12 protein-coding genes and 4 tRNA genes are annotated in these 19,594 nt (G+C 38.1%); 12 read left to right on the top strand and 4 right to left on the bottom strand.

Annotation, left to right across the window (positions count from 1 at the left end):
* Positions 1–20: 20 nt before the first annotated feature.
* The 10 genes from GYM75_RS10435 (at position 21) to nusG (ending at position 7,513) form a co-directional block, all read left to right on the top strand.
* Positions 21–596 carry a hypothetical protein gene (locus GYM75_RS10435; protein ID WP_220215889.1) on the top strand — a complete coding sequence of 192 codons (576 nt, stop codon included), beginning with the start codon at positions 21–23 and terminating at the stop codon, positions 594–596.
* 111 nt (positions 597–707) lie between these two features.
* Positions 708–1,511, top strand: a complete 804-nt coding sequence (gene tcdA / locus GYM75_RS10430) for a tRNA cyclic N6-threonylcarbamoyladenosine(37) synthase TcdA (protein ID WP_220215888.1) — start codon at positions 708–710, stop codon at positions 1,509–1,511.
* A gap of 294 nt (positions 1,512–1,805) precedes the next feature.
* Entirely contained in the window at positions 1,806–4,505 is a 2,700-nt protein-coding gene (gene adhE / locus GYM75_RS10425; protein WP_220215887.1) for a bifunctional acetaldehyde-CoA/alcohol dehydrogenase, read from the top strand.
* A 153-nt stretch (positions 4,506–4,658) separates the two neighbouring features.
* Positions 4,659–4,734 (top strand) — tRNA-Thr (locus GYM75_RS10420).
* A gap of 33 nt (positions 4,735–4,767) precedes the next feature.
* A tRNA-Tyr gene (locus tag GYM75_RS10415) sits at positions 4,768–4,852 on the top strand.
* 56 nt (positions 4,853–4,908) lie between these two features.
* Positions 4,909–4,983: transfer RNA gene (locus GYM75_RS10410), tRNA-Gly, on the top strand.
* A gap of 3 nt (positions 4,984–4,986) precedes the next feature.
* Positions 4,987–5,062: transfer RNA gene (locus tag GYM75_RS10405), tRNA-Thr, on the top strand.
* A 183-nt stretch (positions 5,063–5,245) separates the two neighbouring features.
* Positions 5,246–6,430 (top strand): elongation factor Tu, encoded by a 1,185-nt coding sequence (gene tuf / locus GYM75_RS10400; RefSeq protein ID WP_220215886.1) that lies wholly within the window; start codon positions 5,246–5,248, stop codon positions 6,428–6,430.
* A gap of 134 nt (positions 6,431–6,564) precedes the next feature.
* Complete coding sequence (gene secE, locus GYM75_RS10395) at positions 6,565–6,966, top strand: preprotein translocase subunit SecE (protein WP_220215885.1); 402 nt, start codon at positions 6,565–6,567, stop codon at positions 6,964–6,966.
* Between the two features lies 1 nt (position 6,967).
* Entirely contained in the window at positions 6,968–7,513 is a 546-nt protein-coding gene (gene nusG, locus GYM75_RS10390) for a transcription termination/antitermination protein NusG (protein ID WP_220215884.1), read from the top strand.
* A 180-nt stretch (positions 7,514–7,693) separates the two neighbouring features.
* Here nusG and GYM75_RS10385 read toward each other — a convergent pair whose 3' ends face one another.
* Entirely contained in the window at positions 7,694–9,616 is a 1,923-nt protein-coding gene (locus tag GYM75_RS10385; protein WP_220215883.1) for an ABC transporter ATP-binding protein, read from the bottom strand.
* A 277-nt stretch (positions 9,617–9,893) separates the two neighbouring features.
* Entirely contained in the window at positions 9,894–11,906 is a 2,013-nt protein-coding gene (locus GYM75_RS10380; RefSeq protein WP_220215882.1) for an OPT family oligopeptide transporter, read from the bottom strand.
* 227 nt (positions 11,907–12,133) lie between these two features.
* Between GYM75_RS10380 and mazG the strand changes: the two genes are divergently transcribed.
* Positions 12,134–12,931 carry a nucleoside triphosphate pyrophosphohydrolase gene (gene mazG, locus GYM75_RS10375; RefSeq protein ID WP_220215881.1) on the top strand — a complete coding sequence of 266 codons (798 nt, stop codon included), beginning with the start codon at positions 12,134–12,136 and terminating at the stop codon, positions 12,929–12,931.
* Entirely contained in the window at positions 12,924–13,361 is a 438-nt protein-coding gene (locus GYM75_RS10370) for a hypothetical protein (protein ID WP_220215880.1), read from the top strand. The genes mazG and GYM75_RS10370 overlap by 8 nt, the downstream gene beginning before the upstream one ends.
* A 235-nt stretch (positions 13,362–13,596) precedes the next feature.
* Here the strand turns inward: GYM75_RS10370 and GYM75_RS10365 are convergent, their stop codons facing one another.
* A complete protein-coding gene (locus GYM75_RS10365; protein WP_220215879.1) occupies positions 13,597–15,009 on the bottom strand; it encodes an FAD-dependent oxidoreductase in 1,413 nt (470 codons plus the stop codon).
* Between the two features lie 13 nt (positions 15,010–15,022).
* Complete coding sequence (gene gltB / locus GYM75_RS10360; RefSeq protein WP_220215878.1) at positions 15,023–19,480, bottom strand: glutamate synthase large subunit; 4,458 nt, start codon at positions 19,478–19,480, stop codon at positions 15,023–15,025.
* Positions 19,481–19,594 lie beyond the last annotated feature (114 nt).

The following is a 19,594-nucleotide window of genomic DNA, read 5'->3' as shown; positions in this document are numbered from 1 at the left end:
AAAAATAAAAGGAAACAAAAATGAAAAAAGTTATAGTCAGTTTTATCTCAATATTATTGTTTGGTTGTGGGATTTTAGAAAGTAATTATCAACCTGGCAACTATGGTCCGATGTTAACGGTAATTAATCAAAAATTACCCGCTTATGATTTACCAAAAAAATTAGATTTCCACAATAAAACCTATTATATATATAATCAAAGTCGCGATAGTGGTTCAGGTAATCCTAATGATAAGCGTGCAATTATGTACATGCAAGATCCTAAATCAGCAACCTATTATGAAGATTATTTCATCATTATGGATGATATCGTTGCCAATGCTCAAGATGCTCAAAAACTCTTTAAATTGCAAATCGCAATGCGTTCGTCTGATCCGAAAGTCACTCAAGAAGGTAACGTTTCTTATGCCGTAGGAACGGATGAAAAAAATGGTATAGGTTATTTAATTGTCAGTACTTATGATGAATCAACGCATTTGGCTCGTAATCGTTTTTATCTCATTCTACTCAATGAAAAAAAAGACCATTTAGTAAAATATATGCAAACCCATACTAAACAAATGGCACAAGAGATATTAAAATTAGGTCGTAAATAGTTAATTTATGAGTCTAATACCGATAACCTCAATGACAAGAATAGTAGCGTTAGTTGCGTTAATCTTTATGCACTGCTAGTATTTCAACATTTCGATAAATCAGTGGTAATTATGCATAACACATTTTCTGACAGTTATTTTCAACGTTTTAGTGGCATTGCTCGGTTGTATGGTCAATCCGCATTGTCGTGTTTTGCTCGTGCACATATTTGTGTAATAGGGATTGGTGGTGTTGGTTCTTGGGTAGCTGAATCCCTTGCTCGCAGTGGTATCGGGCAAATTACTTTGATTGATATGGATGATGTCTGTGTGACTAATACCAATCGCCAGATTCATGCTTTAACCACAAATATAGGTAAAGCTAAAACCGCCGTCATGGCTGAGCGAATATTACAAATTAATCCTGAATGTATTGTTAATCAAATTGATGACTTTATAAACATTGATAATGTTTCAGATTATTTAGGTGCTCAAAACTTGCCTCGTTATGATTATATCATTGATGCTATTGATAGTGTGCGTGATAAAGCGGCCGTGCTTAATTATTGCAGACGACAAAAATTGAAAGTCATTACTATTGGTGGCGCAGGTGGGCAAAAAGATCCAACACAGATTAAAATTGCTGATTTGGCTAAAACCATTCAAGACCCTTTGGCAGCTAAATTACGAGAAAGATTGAAGAACGATTATAAATTGAATAAAGATAGTAAAGGTAAATATTCGATACCTTGTGTTTACTCAACAGAACAACTGACATATCCGGCGGAGAATGGACAAATCTGTTTTACGAAAAGTGAAGCGCATGGCACTAAAAAAATGGATTGTGAATCAGGTTTTGGCGCAGTGACGACTGTTACGGCAAGTTTTGGATTTGTTGCTGTTAGTTATGTACTGGACAAATTATCAAAAATTTAAGTGAACTTTTTATTTCTTCGAAAAAATTTAGCATATTTAAAAAAAGCTATTTTACCTAAGTAAAATAGTTTTTTTTATCTAAAAATCTCAAAAATTAATTTCTTTTATCTAATATTAGGAATATCGCTCATCTATTTCAATAACATTTATTTTTCTGCAAGATCTTATTGTATAAAGTAAAAAACTGATTTACGATAACGGCAATTTCGTTTTGTTATTATGCATAGGCATTTAAAAGATTCAAGGAAGACGCCAAACGATTCAGATTTATTTTTTAATTTCAAGGAGTAATCTATGGCAGTAACTAATATGAATGAGTTAAATGAGTTAATGGCCCGTGTAAAAAAAGCACAGGAAACTTATTCAACTTATACTCAAGAACAAGTGGATAAAATTTTCACGGAGGCTGCAAAAGCTGCTGCAGCTGCGAGAATTCCACTAGCCCAACAAGCTGTTGCTGAATCGGGTATGGGGATTGTAGAAGATAAAGTGATTAAAAACTTATTTGCTGCAGAATATATTCTAAACAAATATCGTCATGACAAAACTTGTGGCGTAGTGGCAGAAAATGAACCCTTTGGAACTATTACGCTAGCCGAACCTTTAGGGATCATATGCGGAATAGTACCAACGACCAATCCAACTTCTACCGCTATTTTCAAATCCCTTATCAGTCTTAAAACCCGTAACGCAATCGTCTTCTCTCCTCATCCTAGAGCAAAAAAATCAACTATTGAAGCAGCCAGAATTGTTCTAAATGCAGCAATCAAAGCTGGTGCACCAAAAGATATTATTGGTTGGATTGATGAGCCATCTATCGAATTATCAAATGCTTTAATGCATCATGATGATGTCGCTGCAATTTTAGCAACCGGTGGCCCGGGTATGGTGAAAGCAGCTTATAGTTCAGGTAAACCTGCATTAGGTGTTGGCGCAGGTAATACGCCTGTCATCATTGACGAAACAGCGGATTTAAAACGAGCAGTGGCTTCCGTTCTGATGTCTAAAACGTTTGATAATGGTATGATTTGTGCCTCTGAACAGGCTATCGTGGTGGTTGATTCTGTTTATGACGAAGTACGTCGCTTGTTGACACAATACGGTGCATACGTTTTAAATGCTAAAGAGACAAAAGCCGTTCAAGGTATCATTTTAAATGACAAGGGTGCTTTAAATGCTAATATCGTTGGTCAACCGGCGACCAAAATTGCTGAATTAGCAGGTTTTAAAGTACCAGCAGGTTCAAAAGTACTAGTAGGTGAAGTGAGCAAAGTTGATCTATCTGAACCGTTTGCGCATGAAAAACTTTCACCGACGTTAGCTATGTTTAAAGCTAAAGATTTTACTGAAGCAGTAGAAAAGGCTGAAAAATTAGTTGAAATGGGTGGTATGGGTCATACTTCCGTTCTTTACACCGATCAAGATAGCAATCGTGAACGTATCGATTATTTTGGCAAAAAAATGAAAACCTGCCGTATTTTGATTAACCAACCTGCTGCGCATGGTGGTATTGGCGATTTATATAATTTTGATTTAGCGCCGTCACTAACATTAGGTTGTGGTTCTTGGGGGGGTAACTCGGTATCTGAAAATGTTGGACCGAAACACTTACTTAACAAGAAAACAATCGCTAAGAGAGCAGAAAACATGTTATGGCACAAATTACCAAGTTCTATCTATTTTAAACGTGGCTCACTTCCTATTGCTTTAAATGAAGTCGTTGAGCAAGGCGCAAAACGAGTCTTTTTAGTCACCGATAAATTCCTATTTAACAATGGTTATTCAAAACAAATCACCGATCAATTAGAGTCACAAGGTGTTCTTTGTGAAACATTCTTTGATGTTGAAGCTGATCCAACCTTAAGTGTTGTTCGTAAAGGGACTGAATCAATGAGAGCATTCCAGCCTGATACTGTTATTGCTTTAGGCGGTGGTTCACCAATGGATGCTGCAAAAATCATGTGGGTTCTTTATGAACACCCAGAAACTAAATTCGATGAATTAGCATTACGTTTTATGGATATTCGTAAACGTGCTTGTCATTTCCCGAATATGGGCAAAAAAGCAAAATTGATTTGTGTTACCACAACATCAGGCACCGGTTCTGAAGTGACGCCATTCGCGGTTGTGACGGATGATGCAACCGGACAAAAATATCCGTTAGCCGATTATGCTGTTACGCCTCATATGGCAATTGTAGATGCTAACTTAGTGATGAATATGCCACGTTCACTTTGTGCTGCTGGCGGTTATGATGCGGTAACTCATGCTTTAGAAGCTTATGTGTCAGTAATGGCAACAGAGTTTTCTGACGGTCAAGCATTACAAGCTTTAAGTATGCTTAAGTCCTATTTACCGGCAAGCTATAAAGAAGGGGCTAAAAATCCTATCGCTCGCGAAAAAGTACACAGTGCAGCGACATTAGCGGGTGTTGCCTTTGCTCAAGCATTTTTAGGTATTTGTCACTCAATGGCGCATAAAATTGGTGCAGCTTTCCATATTCCACATGGTGTGGCTAATGCAATGCTCATCAGCAATGTTGTCCGTTTTAATGCAACAGATAAGCCAACTAAACAAGGTACATTTAGTCAATATGGTTATCCTCAAGCAATTCGTCGATATGCTGAAATTGCTGATCATTTAGGTTTAACGGCTGCAGCGGATAAAGATGAGAAGAAAGTTGAGAAATTAATTGGTTGGTTAGATCAACTTAGAAAAGATCTTGAAATACCATTCTCTATAAAAGAGTTTGGTGTGGATGAAAAAACGTTCTTAGCACAAGTTGACCAACTTGCTGTAGATGCATTTGATGACCAATGTACTGGTGCAAATCCTCGTTATCCTTTAATTGCTGAACTAAAACAAATCTTGCTTGATACCTATTATGGTCGTCCATATCAAGATAAGGGTGATATCAGTGAAGATGTTGCTGTGCATACAGCGGCTAAAGGTGTAGCTTCTACTACTAAGAAAAAAGCGGTAAAAAAGAAATAATCTAAAAAATTATTTTTGATTAAATTAAACCCTGAAATTGTCTATATTTCAGGGTTTTTTTATGTTTTTGATTTTTTTTTAAGCAAACAAAATAAAATTTGTTTTTTTTGCTTGCAAGGTTAAATGTTCTAGTCCATAATGCGCAGCACTTAGGCCGGCTTAGCTCAGTAGGTAGAGCAACTGACTTGTAATCAGTAGGTCGCCAGTTCGATTCCGGCAGCCGGCACCATTTTCCTAAGTAGACAAATTTAAAAAGATTCGGGGTGGGGTTCCCGAGCGGCCAAAGGGAGCAGACTGTAAATCTGCCGTGTCACACTTCGAAGGTTCGAATCCTTCCCCCACCACCATATATCTAACATTAGCAATAGCTAATTGAAGCATTTAGGTAGCCGAGTTTGAACATGCGGGCATCGTATAATGGCTATTACCTCAGCCTTCCAAGCTGATGATGCGGGTTCGATTCCCGCTGCCCGCTCCAATTGCTGATATAGCTCAGTTGGTAGAGCGCACCCTTGGTAAGGGTGAGGTCGGCAGTTCAAATCTGCCTATCAGCACCATTCTTGTTACTTTCCTAAACTTCTAAAAATATCAAATTTGACTGCTTAAAAGCTTGTCACTTGACAGCTTTATCTGTTATTATTCAGAGCTAATTTTAAGTTAGTATTATGTTGATATAAAATATAATACTTGGTTAATGTGGTGATTCACCACCGATTTGTATTACATTTGAGGGACAATAAATGTCTAAAGAAAAATTTGAACGTACAAAACCCCACGTTAACGTTGGTACAATCGGCCACGTTGACCATGGTAAAACAACTTTAACTGCTGCAATTACTTCTGTTCTTGCTAAAAAATACGGCGGACAAGCTCGTGCATTCGATCAAATCGATAACGCACCAGAAGAAAAAGCACGTGGTATTACCATCAATACTTCACACGTTGAATACGACACACCAAATCGTCACTACGCACACGTAGACTGCCCAGGCCATGCTGACTATGTTAAAAACATGATCACTGGTGCGGCGCAAATGGACGGTGCTATTTTAGTAGTAGCAGCAACTGATGGTCCTATGCCACAAACTCGTGAGCACATCCTTTTAGGTCGTCAAGTAGGTGTTCCTTACATCATCGTATTCTTAAACAAATGTGATATGGTTGATGATGAAGAGTTATTAGAATTAGTTGAAATGGAAGTACGTGAACTTCTATCTCAATACGACTTCCCGGGTGATGATACACCAGTTATTCGTGGTTCAGCATTAAAAGCGTTAGAAGGCGATGCAGCATGGGAAGATAAAATTGTTGAATTAGCGGAAGCGTTAGACACTTATATCCCAGAGCCACAACGTGATATCGACAAACCATTCCTATTACCAATTGAAGACGTGTTCTCAATTTCAGGTCGTGGTACAGTGGTAACAGGTCGTGTAGAAAGCGGTATTATCAAAGTTGGTGAAGATGTTGAAATCGTTGGTATCAAACCAACAGCAAAAACAACTTGTACTGGTGTTGAAATGTTCCGTAGATTATTAGACGAAGGTCGTGCTGGGGAAAACGTTGGTATATTACTTCGTGGTACTAAACGTGAAGAAATCGAACGTGGTCAAGTATTAGCAAAACCAGGTTCAATCACCCCACATACAGATTTCGAATCAGAAGTGTATATCTTAAGTAAAGATGAAGGTGGTCGTCATACTCCATTCTTCAAAGGTTACCGTCCACAGTTCTACTTCCGTACAACAGACGTGACTGGTACAATCGAATTACCGGAAGGCGTAGAAATGGTAATGCCAGGCGATAACATCAAAATGTCAGTATCATTAATTCACCCAATCGCGATGGCAGAAGGTTTACGTTTTGCGATTCGTGAAGGTGGTCGTACTGTTGGTGCGGGTGTTGTTGCTAAGGTTATTAAATAATTTATATTTAATAACTTTTGAAAGGGTATCATGTGATGCCCTTTCTTGTCTGGTCTGTTTAGCAAAATGTTTTTACCAAAAAGAACATTTTGGAAAATAGATATTATTATAAATAACATACTAATAGGTTTTATATGCTGGTAAGTAACGAGAGTCAAGATAAAAACAGGAATCTAGATAAATTCAAGTGGATTTTAATTCTAGTATTGCTTGCGTTTATTGTCTGGGGAAATTTTTATTTTGCTAGACCTAATGATATATATCAACCTAATACGATTGTCCGTATTATTGCGGTTAGTGTGATTTCACTGTTGACTTTATTTATTGCAGTTACAACTAACAAGGGTAAGTCATTCCTTGTATTTTTGCAAGAATCAAGAAAAGAGTTAAGAAAAGTGGTATGGCCTTCTCGTAAAGATGCTACACAGACAACTTTGCTCGTTGTAGCTGTTACAGTAGTCGTTGGTTTAGCCCTTTGGGGAATGGATAATTTATTCCGTTGGGTTGTCTTAATTTTAACATCAATAGGTCGTTAATATGAGTGAAGTACAACAAAAACGCTGGTATGTTATTCAAGCCTATTCTGGCTATGAAGCACGTGTTGCACAATCATTACGTGAATACATCAAATTACATAATATGGACGATTCTTTTGGTGAAGTGCTTGTGCCTACCGAAGAAGTTGTTGAAATGAAAAGTGGTCAACGACGTAAAAGTGAACGTAAATTCTTTCCCGGTTATGTTTTAGTTGAGATGTTGATGAATGATGCAACTTGGCACTTAGTTAAAAGCGTACCAAGAACCATGGGATTTATTGGCGGTACGTCTGACAGACCTGCGCCAATAAGCCAACGTGAAGTTGATGCTATCATGAATCGTTTACAACAAGTTGGCGATAAACCTCGTCCTAAAACGTTGTTTGAGCCAGGCGAATTGGTACGCGTTAATGATGGTCCATTTGCAGACTTTAATGGTGTAGTTGAAGAAGTTGATTATGAAAAAAGTCGCCTGAAAGTTTCAGTTTCAATCTTTGGACGTTCAACACCTGTTGAGCTTGATTTTAGTCAAGTTGAAAAAAGTTAATTTTAATTGAATAAGTTTCGTTCAATTAAGAATAAAAAATCACAGCAAAAAACTGTGATTTTTTTTTGCACAGAATAAACAGTTGAAATACGTTTAACTACCTGACATTTATCAGTATTGAATTAAGGCTCATACTATTAATATTTTGTGCACTTCTTTTTTATACCTAATAAGTGAAAGTTAGTTTAATTGAAAATCTTCAAGTTGTTGTTGTAAATCTAACCAGTTCATTTCAGTGTCTTCTTGTTCGCTTTTAATTTTACTTTGTTTAAGTAGTAATTCGGTCAACGCTGATTTTTTATCGTTTTCATAAATAGCAGGATCCGCTAGTAGCTGTTCAATATTTTGTAATTGCTCAGTTAATAGCTCAAGTTTTTGCTCCATTTTTTGTAGCTCTTTTTTAATGGGTTGCATTTGTGCTCTTAATTCTGCTTCACGGCGTTTTTGTTCTTTGCGATCGGTGGCGGAAACATTTTGAATGCTATCATTTTTACTGGCTACGTTAACGGTATCTGGTTTATTTTCTGCTTTTTGTTCTTCGGCAAGCCATTTTTGGTAATCATCAAGATCGCCATCAAATGGTTCGACTTTGTGATCATGCACTAAATAAAATTCATCCGTTGTCGAGCGCAATAAATGGCGATCATGCGATACAACGACTAAAGCACCTTCAAAGCCTATAAGTGCTTCAGTTAATGCCTGACGCATATCTAAATCCAAATGGTTAGTGGGTTCATCAAGTAATAATAGATTCGGTTTTTGCCACACAATTAGCGCTAAAACCAACCGAGCTTTTTCACCGCCCGAAAATGTTTTAACTGGTTCATTCACTTTATCACCATGAAAATCAAAACCACCCAGATAGTTACGCAATTCCTGTTCTGTTATTTTTGGATCAGCAAGCTGAGTTAAATGCCAAAGTGGTGATTCATCGGCACGTAAATATTCCAATTGATGTTGAGCAAAATAGCCTAATTGAACACCTTTAGCGAGATTAATATGCCCCTCTTTAGGTTGAAGTTCGCCCGCTAATAATTTTATTAAGGTTGATTTACCAGCACCATTACGACCCAGTAAGCCTATGCGTGAACCCGGAACAAGATTTAATTTAATTTTTTCAAGCACGATTTTATCATCGTAGCCTGCCACAACTTTGTCCATCATCAGTAATGGACTTGGCAAAAATTCAGAAGGTTTAAAATTAAAATGAAAAGGATTGTCTACATGTGCAGGGGCAATGAGTTCCATTTTTTCTAGCATTTTTATTCTACTTTGAGCTTGTTTGGCTTTGGTTGCTTTGGCTCTAAAGCGGTCTATGTAACTTTGTAGGTGTGCGACTTTTTGTTGTTGGCTCTCATAAAGTGATTGTTGTTGTGCTAATTTAGTTGCACGCTGAACTTCAAATGATGAATAGTTACCGGTATATTCGAATAAACTTTTTTGTTCAATATGAATAATTTTATTGACTAATGGATCTAAAAAATCACGATCATGTGAGATTAAAATTAATGTACCTTGATAGTTACTCAGCCATTTTTCCAGCCAAATAACCGCATCTAAGTCAAGGTGATTGGTTGGTTCATCAAGTAGTAGTAGATCTGAACGACACATAAGTGCTTGAGCTAGATTTAAACGCATACGCCAACCACCTGAATAGGATTTAACTGGTAATTGTAGTTGCTCGTTAGAAAATCCTAAACCATGTAATAACGTGGCGGCTCTTGCTCGTATTGTCCATGCGTCAATGTTATCCAGTTTTTCATGAATATTAGCAATTTGCTCACCATTATTTTGTTGGTTGGCGATAGCTAGCTTTTGTTCTAGCTGTCGATATTCACGATCACCATCAATAGCATATTCAATAGCGGGTATATCCAACGCTGGTGTTTCTTGGTTAACCCAAGCTAATTGCCATTGTGATGGAAAACTTAAGCTGCCTGCATCCGTTTGAATTTCGCCTTTTATTAATGAGAAGAGGGTGGATTTTCCGCAACCATTTTTCCCAACTAACCCTACTTTTTGTTTAGGATTAATGGTAGCAGAGGCATTATCTAAAAGTAGATTAATGCCTAAGCGAACTTGAATGGAATCAAATACTATCATGATTTTTCTGTTTAATATGTAAAATAAATTGGGTTATGCTAACAAATATTGAAAGTTATGCAAAATGAAAAAGTTTAATGGGCAAAGTGAAAGTTTCATTATTTTAAAATTTAACTTGTGGCAATAATTGGTTGAGCGTGCTATTGAATATTTCCAGATAGGGAAAAGGTTATCATTTAATCTAGTCAGAAAAGTAGGATAATAATTTATATATAGTGAGGGTTTAAATTTTATCAAGCCCTCTATTTTAAGCAATAAAGGGCTTAAATATAAATTATTACTGTTTTTTAATTGCGGATAATGCTCGACGAATAATATACAAGCAAATACCCACAAAGACAGCTAAACCTAAATATTGTGGTAAGAAGCCTAAATCAGCCTCTATTGCTAATGGTGCTTCACCTTTTCCTTGCGTGGTACTAATAACAATAACAATAGCTAATAAAAGACCCACTAAGCTTTCACCAACTATTAATCCCGAAGCAATTAATGCCACTTTACGATCCACTTTTTTAAATTGTTCTTCATGATTTAAATTGTATTTTTGAGCTTTAGCATAAGCATTACGTTTAATTATCCATGATAGCAATGTACCGACAAAAATTGGGGCAGTAATCGTTGGTGGTAAATAGATACCTAAACCGACAGCTAGTGCGGGTAAGCGAAATTTACATTTTGCTTTCGCCAAAAGAAGATCAATGATAATAATCACGGCTCCAACGACTAACCCAATTAGAATCATTGTCCAACCAAGTTTATGTGAAAAAATTCCTTGCACAATGGTTGTCATCAGTGTTGCTTGAGGCGCAGGTAAAACTTGTGATTGATCCATATCTGGTCGTGGTAATGCACCCGTAAACCCATACGCGTTATAAAGAATTTCTAAAATAGGAGCAATAACAATGGCACCAACAACACAACCTATTAGTAATGCAACTTGTTGTTTCCACGGTGTGGCATTAACCAAGTAACCGGTTTTAAGATCTTGCAAGTTATCATTTGAAATACAAGCAACCGCTAATACTGCACTGGTTGTGAATAGCGCTAAGGCTATCGCAAAGTTGGTGCCTTCAGCTGTAGAAAGTAAGTTACAAGCTTCACCTAAACCAAGTAAGATAACTGATATCACGATAGCGGCAACAATAGCAATTCCTGAAATAGGGCTAGATGAAGAACCTACCAATCCTGCCATATATCCACAAGCAGCTGCAACAAGAAAGCCCATAATAAAAGCAAATAAAACAGCACAAATAACCAGTATCCATGCAACGCCCGTCGATAAACCACTATCTGAAATAAATGAGTAAAACGTAGCAACTAAAATAATGACCATACCTGCCATAATCAAAAAGATTGATTTAGGTGATAGATCACGTTCTGTCGGTGCAATATCATTTACAGATACATCTGAACGTAACGTTTTGAATGATGTTTTTAAACCTTCAATAACTGGTTTGATTAAGGTTAATAATGTCCAAATTGCCGCAATAGCAATCGTTCCTGCGCCAATAAAACGGATATCTTTAGCCCAAAGTCCCATTGCAATATTTGCCAGTGGTTGCGTTGTATCATAATCTGTCATTGCACTTAAAATTGGAATTCCAAATCCCCAGGCAATAATGGTTCCTATTAAAACGGCAATTCCAGATACAATTCCAATTAAGTAGCCGGCACTAAGAAGTGCTAATGAGAACCCCATAGGCAATTGAAAAATCGATTTTCCACCAGTAAACCAGTATGAAGCGCTTTCAGATAAAACCCGAAAACCATTGGTTAATAAACTGACAGTAGAAGCGATAACGCCTCCCACTAAAATATCTTTCAATCCTTCGTTGGCAGAGTCATCATTACTGTCTGTTTTCGAGCCTGCTTTTAAAATCTCAGCGGCAGCAACACCTTCAGGGTAAGGTAATGTACTTTTGACTACCATCACATGACGCAATGGAATTGAGAATAGTACCCCAAGCATTCCCCCTGCGGCACAAATGGCAAAAGTTAACCAAAATGGAAAATCTTGCCAGTAACCAATCATCAATAATCCAGGTAGAACGAAAATAATAGATGATAGCGTTCCGGCAGCAGAAGCTTGAGTTTGCACCATGTTATTTTCTAATATGGTTGATCCTGAAAACAGTTTTAAGATTGCCATTGAGATGACAGCTGCAGGAATAGCCGATGAAAAGGTTAATCCGACTTTTAAACCTAGATACACATTTGATGCAGTAAATATAATTGTAATAAGAGCACCAAGAATTGTGCCTCGAAGTGTAAGTTCTCGTAAATTATTCATATATTATCGTAAAGTTAATTCAATATGCGGTTATTATATACTTAATTCATCTTGATGGGCTAGAAGTTATGTTAACACATTTAATTTGATTTTTTTTCTGCGTATTTTAGATGAAAATATGATCAATTGTTTATGCTGAGCATGAACCAACTTTTGGAAATAAAAATAATTTAAAATTGTGTTACACTGATCCGAATAATTTCATATTATTTATGGTGAGATAAATTGTGGAACAGCTCAAACGTTTATTAGCGATTACTAAACAATTGCGCGACCCCATTGAGGGTTGTGAATGGGATCGCGTGCAGACTTTTGATTCATTAAAATCTTATACACTAGAAGAAACTTATGAAGTTCTTGATGCGATAGATAAACAAGATATGAATGAACTCAAAAAAGAATTGGGTGATTTATTGTTTCAAATTGTTTTCTACGCCGATCTTGCCAGTGAACAAGGTCAGTTTGATTTTGAGGATATCTGTCAAGCTGTTGCTGAAAAATTAGTTAGTCGTCATCCGCATATTTTTGATGATAAGACAACTGAAAAACCGAATTGGGAACAATTAAAACAAAAAGAGCGTGACGAGCGAGCTCAATACTCATTGTTAGATGACATACCTAACGCCATTCCTGCTTTAATGAAAGCCGAAAAAATCCAAAAACGTTGTGCATCGGTTGGGTTTGATTGGCAGGAGTTAACCCCAGTTTTAGATAAAGTTAAGGAAGAGCTCGACGAAGTAGAACATGAGCTGAATAAAACGGTACAAGATCATTCAAAAATCGAGGAAGAACTGGGGGATCTGTTTTTTGCGACCGTCAATTTAGCCAGACATCTAAAAGTTAAATCGGAGCTCTGTTTACAACGGGCAAATCATAAATTTGAACGTCGATTTAAACAAGTTGAAGCAATACTGAAACAAAATAATCGTCGTTTAACGGATGCAACACTTGAAGAAATGGAAGCCGCATGGCAACTTGTTAAACAATTGGAAATATCAACTAGCGAAGTAAATAAATATGACTGAAAAAAATGAATTATTTCAAGAAATCGAAGCATGGGCACAAAATGCCATTTTACATAGTCCAACGTGGAGTATTAACCAGCTCGATTATTCCGAAAAAAGTATTTCTGTTGTTGAAATGATTATTGGTGAATTAGCTGAGAAAAATTTCAGTATTCCTGAAGAACAGCTTAATATGATTGCTCAAGAGTATGGATGTTACTTATTACTGACAGCCCAAAAATTATACGGTGGTGAGTTTTATTGGAATGAAGAACTTGAACAACCGATGTTAATTAGTTGTGAACCACAAGCAGCTATCGTGTTATTAACTTGGAATAAAGTCAAAGGGCGCCTTTTAGGGGATGAAGCAGATCATCTTGCCTTTTTCTTAGAAGGGTTTGCTGAGGCGACTAAAAATCCTGAAAATGGTTCTCAGGTTGTCTATTTATAGCCAGATAATCCAATAATTAAAGGGTATTAGCTGATACAAATTCATGGTATCAGCTAATGGTAATCTAATGCCAATTATCAAAGTAAATATTCATTGGCAATTTCAATCCGATAAATAACGATATTTAGGTTGTAATCAATAAACGTTATGGTTTAGACAGATCAATAAATATTGAGTAGTAAACCTTACTCCCGCTCAGTAGGGTATGGGCATAAGGTTAACTTAGTCAATCGCTTTATACTTCTAAATAATCTAAAATCCCTTCTGCCGCTTTGCGACCTTCGCTAATGGCAGTCACCACTAAATCCGATCCTCTTACTGCATCACCACCAGCAAAGATTTTTGGATGGCTGGTTTGGTAGCCTTTAATTTCTGGGGCAACAATACGACCTTGAGTATCAAAATTGACACCATGTTCTGCTAACCAAGGCATGGCATGAGGTCTAAAACCAAATGCCATAATAACAGCATCGGCAGGAAGTATGAATTCAGATCCTTCGATAATCACTGGCGAACGGCGACCATTTGCATCGGGTTGACCGAGTTCTGTTCTAACCATTTTGACACCAGTAACTTGACCTGTATTGTTAATTTCAATACTGAGGGGTTGCACATTAAATTGGAATTGTGCACCTTCTTCTTTCGCATTTTTTACTTCTCGTTTAGAGCCGGGCATATTGGCTTCATCTCGACGATAAGCACAGGTGACTTCAATTGCACCTTGACGAATTGACGTCCGTACACAGTCCATGGCTGTATCACCACCGCCTAAAACTACAACACGTTTATTTTTCATGTCAATGTAAAGCGTATCATCAGTTTGCTTATGCTTCATAATATGTTTGGTATTGGCAATTAAAAATGGAAGGGCATCATAAACACCATCCGCATCTTCATTCATTAGACCGGCTCGCATTGATTGATAAGTACCGGTTCCAACAAAAATAGCATCGAATTCATTGAGTAAGTCCGTTAATTGTACCGTTTTCCCCACTTCGGTATTCAGCCGAAATTCAATACCCATGTCGGTAAAGATACGTCGACGATTAATCAACACTTCTTTATCTAATTTAAAGGCAGGAATACCAAAGGTTAATAGTCCACCTATTTCAGGATGACGGTCAAAAACAACGGGCGTCACACCATTACGGACTAACACATCAGCACATGCAAGTCCTGCAGGCCCTGCACCAATGATTGCAACTTTTAACCCTGTTTTTTCAACATTAGACAAGTTAGGCTTCCAACCCAGTTTAAAGGCTTCATCGGTAATATAACGTTCAATGTTACCAATAGTTACTGCACCGAACTCAGCATTTAAAGTACATGAGCCTTCACAAAGCCGATCTTGAGGGCAAACCCGACCACACACTTCTGGTAGACTGTTTGTTTGATGGGAAAGCTCAACCGCTTCTAAAATTTTGCCTTCATTCACCAGTTTTAGCCAATTAGGTATATAGTTATGAACAGGACAACGCCATTCACAATAAGGATTCCCACACGCTAAGCAGCGATCGGCTTGGGCTTGTGATTGTGAAGCCGAAAATCCCTCATAAATTTCAACAAACTCTATTTTTCGAATATTCAACGATTTTTTAGGTGGATCAACACGTTGTAAATCGATGAACTGATAAACATTTTGGCTCATTTCCGTGCTCTCCTTATTGTGCTTGAACATGAAGTTCTGCTGATGATCGGCTTCGATGACCGAGCAGCGCTTTTACATCACTGGATTTAGGTTTAACTAATACAAATTGTTTAGCGAAATCTTCCCAGTTAGCTAAAATTTCTTCAGCACGTGAAGAGTGGGTTAGTTGAGCATGTTCCATGATTAAGCCTCGTAGATGCTCTTCATGAATCGAATAATCAGCAACGTTTAACATTTCAACAAGTTCTTGGTTAATCCGTTTATGGAAATCACCATCGGCATCTAAAATATAAGCAAATCCACCAGTCATGCCAGCACCAAAGTTAACACCAGTTTTACCTAAGACACAGACAATGCCACCTGTCATATATTCACAGCCGTTATCGCCGATACCTTCAACCACGCTAATTGCACCAGAGTTACGTACGGCAAAACGTTCACCAGCACGTCCTGCTGCAAACAATTTACCGCCTGTTGCACCATATAGACAGGTGTTACCGGCAATGGTTGCTTCATGACTTAAAAATGCCGAGCCTTGAGGTGGTCGAATGACGATGCGACCCCCAGCCATGCCTTTACCAACGTAGTCATTGGCATCACCTGTTAGGGTTAAATTTACGCCACCAGCATTCCAAACACCAAAGCTTTGCCCGGCAGTACCGGTGAAATTGAGTGAAATTGGATCGGCAACTAAACCTTGATCACCATATTTTTTGGCAATATAACCTGATAAGCTAGTTCCCACCGAACGATCAGTATTTTGAATATCAAAGTAGAAACTTTTACTTTGACGATTATCAACAAATTGTTGTGCTTGAGTAATAATTTCTTTATTCAATACACCTTTATCAAACGGTTTATTATCTTCAATACAGTAGACGGGTTTGCCTTCTACTGGTGTCGCAGTTTCAAGTAATCCTGATAAATCCAGTTTTTGTTGTTTAGCCGTAATACCATCAAGCTCTAACAGTAAATCGGTACGTCCAATTAAATCAACAATTCGACTTACGCCAAGTTCTGCCATGACTTCCCTTGTGTTACGTGCAATAAAACGGAAATAGTTCATCGCTTTTTCAGGTAAACCATGGTAATGGTCACTACGTAATTTTTCATCTTGTGTCGCAACACCTGTGGCACAGTTATTTAAATGGCAAATACGTAGATATTTACAACCTAAAGCCACCATTGGCCCCGTACCAAAGCCGAAACTTTCAGCACCTAAAATTGCCGCTTTTACAATGTCTGTACCGGTTTTTAACCCACCGTCAACTTGTAAACGAATTTTGTGACGTAAACCATTAGCAACCAATGATTGTTGTGTTTCAACTAAACCCAGTTCCCATGGTGAGCCAGCATATTTGACTGACGTTAATGGGCTAGCACCGGTACCGCCATCATATCCCGAAATCGTGATCAAATCGGCATAAGCTTTTGCGACCCCAGTTGCAATAGTTCCTACACCAGGTTCGGACACTAATTTCACAGAAATCATTGCTTGAGGGTTAATCTGTTTAAGATCAAAGATCAACTGTGCCAAATCTTCGATTGAATAAATATCGTGATGCGGTGGTGGCGAGATTAATGTCACCCCGGGTACGGAAAAACGTAATTTAGCTATGTAAGGGGTTACTTTGTGACCTGGTAATTGACCGCCTTCACCCGGTTTTGCACCTTGCGCTACTTTGATCTGAATCACATCAGCACTCATTAAATAGCCCGGCGTTACACCAAATCGACCTGATGCGACTTGTTTTATGCGTGACACTTTTATACTGTTATACCGAGCAGGATCTTCACCACCTTCGCCTGAATTAGAATAGCCACCTAATGTGTTCATTGCTTCAGCAAGCGATTCATGAGCTTCAGGACTTAATGCACCAATTGACATTGCCGCCGAATCAAAACGTTTGAATAGTGACTCTTCAGGTTCAACCTGATCTAACGAAATTGCTGCATTTTCAGGGGGATTAAGTTTTAATAAATCCCGTAATGTCGCTGGCGGGCGATTATTAACGATATCGGTATAAAGCTTATAATCTTCGTAACGCCCATTGTTAACCGCTTTTTGTAACGATTGAACTACATCGGGATTATAAGCGTGATATTCGCCGCCATGGACAAATTTGAGTAAACCACCTTGGTCTAATGGTTTATGGCGTAACCATGCTTTTTTCGATAAATTGAACTGATCTTGAGCAAAATCATCAAAATTTGCACCACTAATACGGCTAGTCACACCTTGGAAACAAAGTTCTACCACATCTTTATGCAGACCAACCGCTTCAAAAAGTTTTGAGCAGCGGTACGAGGCGACAGTGGATATCCCCATTTTAGACATGATTTTGTACAAGCCTTTATTAATACCATTGCGGTAGTTGATAATGGCTTCACGGTAAGACTTATTTATCGTGCCATTGTCGACCATTTGGGCTAGGGTTTCGTAAGCTAAATAAGGATAGATAGCCGTTGCACCAAAACCAAGCAGCACGGCAAATTGGTGTGGATCGCGACAGCTTGCGGTTTCAACAATAATATTGGCATCACAGCGTAAGTTTTTTTCAACTAGACGTTGCTGTACTGCACCTACAGCCATTGGGGCAGGAATCGGTAATCGATCGGCTGCGATATTTTTATCGGATAAAATGATTAATACGGTACCATTACGTACTTTGGCTTCGGCATCACCGCATAATTGTTCAATGGCATCACGCAAGCTACCATCGATTTCGTAAGTAATATCTAGTGTTTCTGATTGATAGTAACGTGATTCCAATGCAGTTAATTGTTGGAAATCAGAGTAAACCAAAACAGGGTATTTAAACGCGACTCGATGTGCTTGACCTTCGGCTTCAGCAAAGACATTCATCTCGCGACCAATGCTAGTTGATAGCGACATGACGTGAGCTTCACGTAATGGATCAATCGGCGGATTGGTTACCTGCGCAAATTTTTGACGAAAATAATCATAGATTAATCGAGGTTTACTTGATAAGACAGCAAATGGCGTATCATCGCCCATTGAACCTGTTGCTTCTTGCCCATTTTCACCTAAGACACGAATACATTGATCAATTTCTTCTGCACTATAACCAAACTGTTTTTGGTAAGTAGCTAGTAAAGTGTCATCGTAATCACGTGAGCCAATGTTCTCATCAGGTAGACTTTCAAAAGGGATAAGCTGTTTAACATTTTTTGCCATCCATTCTTTATAAGGATGACGTTTTTGTAAGTCATTGTCCGTTTCAGAAGATTGTAAGATACGACCTTCTTCGGTATCGATAACTAATAACTCACCCGGCCCAACTCGTCCTTTGCTGACGACTTCATCAGGTTGATAATCCCAAATACCAATTTCAGAAGCACAGGTAATGAGTTTATCGGTGGTAATAACATAACGAGCAGGACGTAAGCCATTTCGATCTAAATTACATGCGGCATAGCGACCGTCTGACATAACAATACCTGCTGGGCCATCCCACGGTTCCATATGCATCGAATTAAAGTCAAAGAAGGCACGAAGATCTTCATTCATATCGGGATTATTTTGCCATGCTGGTGGTACTAATAAGCGCATCGCCCTGACAATATCCATCCCACCGACAAGGAACAGTTCTAACATGTTATCCAGTGAACTGGAATCAGACCCTGTGACATTCACAAACGGAGCCGCATTTTGTAAATCAGGAATCAGTGGTGTTTTAAATTTATAGGAACGGGCTTTTGCCCATTGACGATTGCCTTCAATGGTATTGATTTCACCATTATGCGCTAAATGTCTAAACGGTTGAGCAAGTGGCCAACGTGGAACGGTATTGGTTGAAAAACGTTGATGGAATAAACAAATCGCCGTTTCCATTCGAATATCGGCTAAATCTAAATAGAATCGAGGCAAATCTTTAGGCATACATAAGCCTTTGTAGATATTAACCTGATTCGAAAAGCTACAAACATAAAAGGTGTCGTCTTGTACGCGTTTTTCAATGCGACGGCGAACCATATATAAACGGCGTTCTAAATCAATTTTCGTCCATCCTGCTGGCGCATTGACAAAGACTTGTTCAATTTTAGGCAGTGAAGATAATGCAATTTCACCTAAAACACTTTTATCAATAGGCACTTCTCGCCAACCTAATATTGATAGTGTTTCGTCAGCTAATTCCTCTTCTACAATCTGACGGCTTGCTTGTGCTTCTTGCTCATCTTGGCTAAGAAACAGCATGCCTACCGCATAATTAGTTGCTAAACGCCAACCTGCGTCTTGCGCTACTAATCTAAAAAATCGATCTGGTTTTTGTAATAAAAGTCCACAGCCATCGCCGGTTTTACCGTCAGATAAGATTGCGCCTCGATGCTGCATTCTTGCTAATCCGTGAATAGCGGTGCGCACCACTTTATGACTTGGTTGCCCTTCAATATGAGCAATCAGACCAAATCCGCAGTTATCTTTTTCATGATGCTGGTTATATAACATATCATTGCCTCTAATTCATCGCTTTATAATTTGTGAAGGTATAGGCATTAATCCCATATTGGCTAAGAAATTAAAGAAAAATGCTATTTTGGTCAAATAAATATTACTTATAAG

This window comes from Gilliamella sp. ESL0441 (assembly GCF_019469185.1).
GTDB lineage: Bacteria > Pseudomonadota > Gammaproteobacteria > Enterobacterales > Orbaceae > Gilliamella.
Note: the sequence above shows the minus strand (reverse complement) of the source record. Positions and strands in the feature narration are given on the sequence as shown.

Bases quoted from the DNA above. Each gene is read 5' to 3' on its own strand.
- nusG (WP_220215884.1), top strand. From the start codon at position 6,968: ATGAGTGAAGTACAACAAAAACGCTGGTATGTTATTCAAGCCTATTCT.
- adhE (WP_220215887.1), top strand. From the start codon at position 1,806: ATGGCAGTAACTAATATGAATGAGTTAAATGAGTTAATGGCCCGTGTA.
- secE (WP_220215885.1), top strand. From the start codon at position 6,565: ATGCTGGTAAGTAACGAGAGTCAAGATAAAAACAGGAATCTAGATAAA.
- GYM75_RS10385 (WP_220215883.1), bottom strand. From the start codon at position 9,616: ATGATAGTATTTGATTCCATTCAAGTTCGCTTAGGCATTAATCTACTT.
- GYM75_RS10380 (WP_220215882.1), bottom strand. From the start codon at position 11,906: ATGAATAATTTACGAGAACTTACACTTCGAGGCACAATTCTTGGTGCT.
- GYM75_RS10435 (WP_220215889.1), top strand. From the start codon at position 21: ATGAAAAAAGTTATAGTCAGTTTTATCTCAATATTATTGTTTGGTTGT.
- GYM75_RS10365 (WP_220215879.1), bottom strand. From the start codon at position 15,009: ATGAGCCAAAATGTTTATCAGTTCATCGATTTACAACGTGTTGATCCA.
- tuf (WP_220215886.1), top strand. From the start codon at position 5,246: ATGTCTAAAGAAAAATTTGAACGTACAAAACCCCACGTTAACGTTGGT.
- gltB (WP_220215878.1), bottom strand. From the start codon at position 19,480: ATGTTATATAACCAGCATCATGAAAAAGATAACTGCGGATTTGGTCTG.
- tcdA (WP_220215888.1), top strand. From the start codon at position 708: ATGCATAACACATTTTCTGACAGTTATTTTCAACGTTTTAGTGGCATT.
- GYM75_RS10370 (WP_220215880.1), top strand. From the start codon at position 12,924: ATGACTGAAAAAAATGAATTATTTCAAGAAATCGAAGCATGGGCACAA.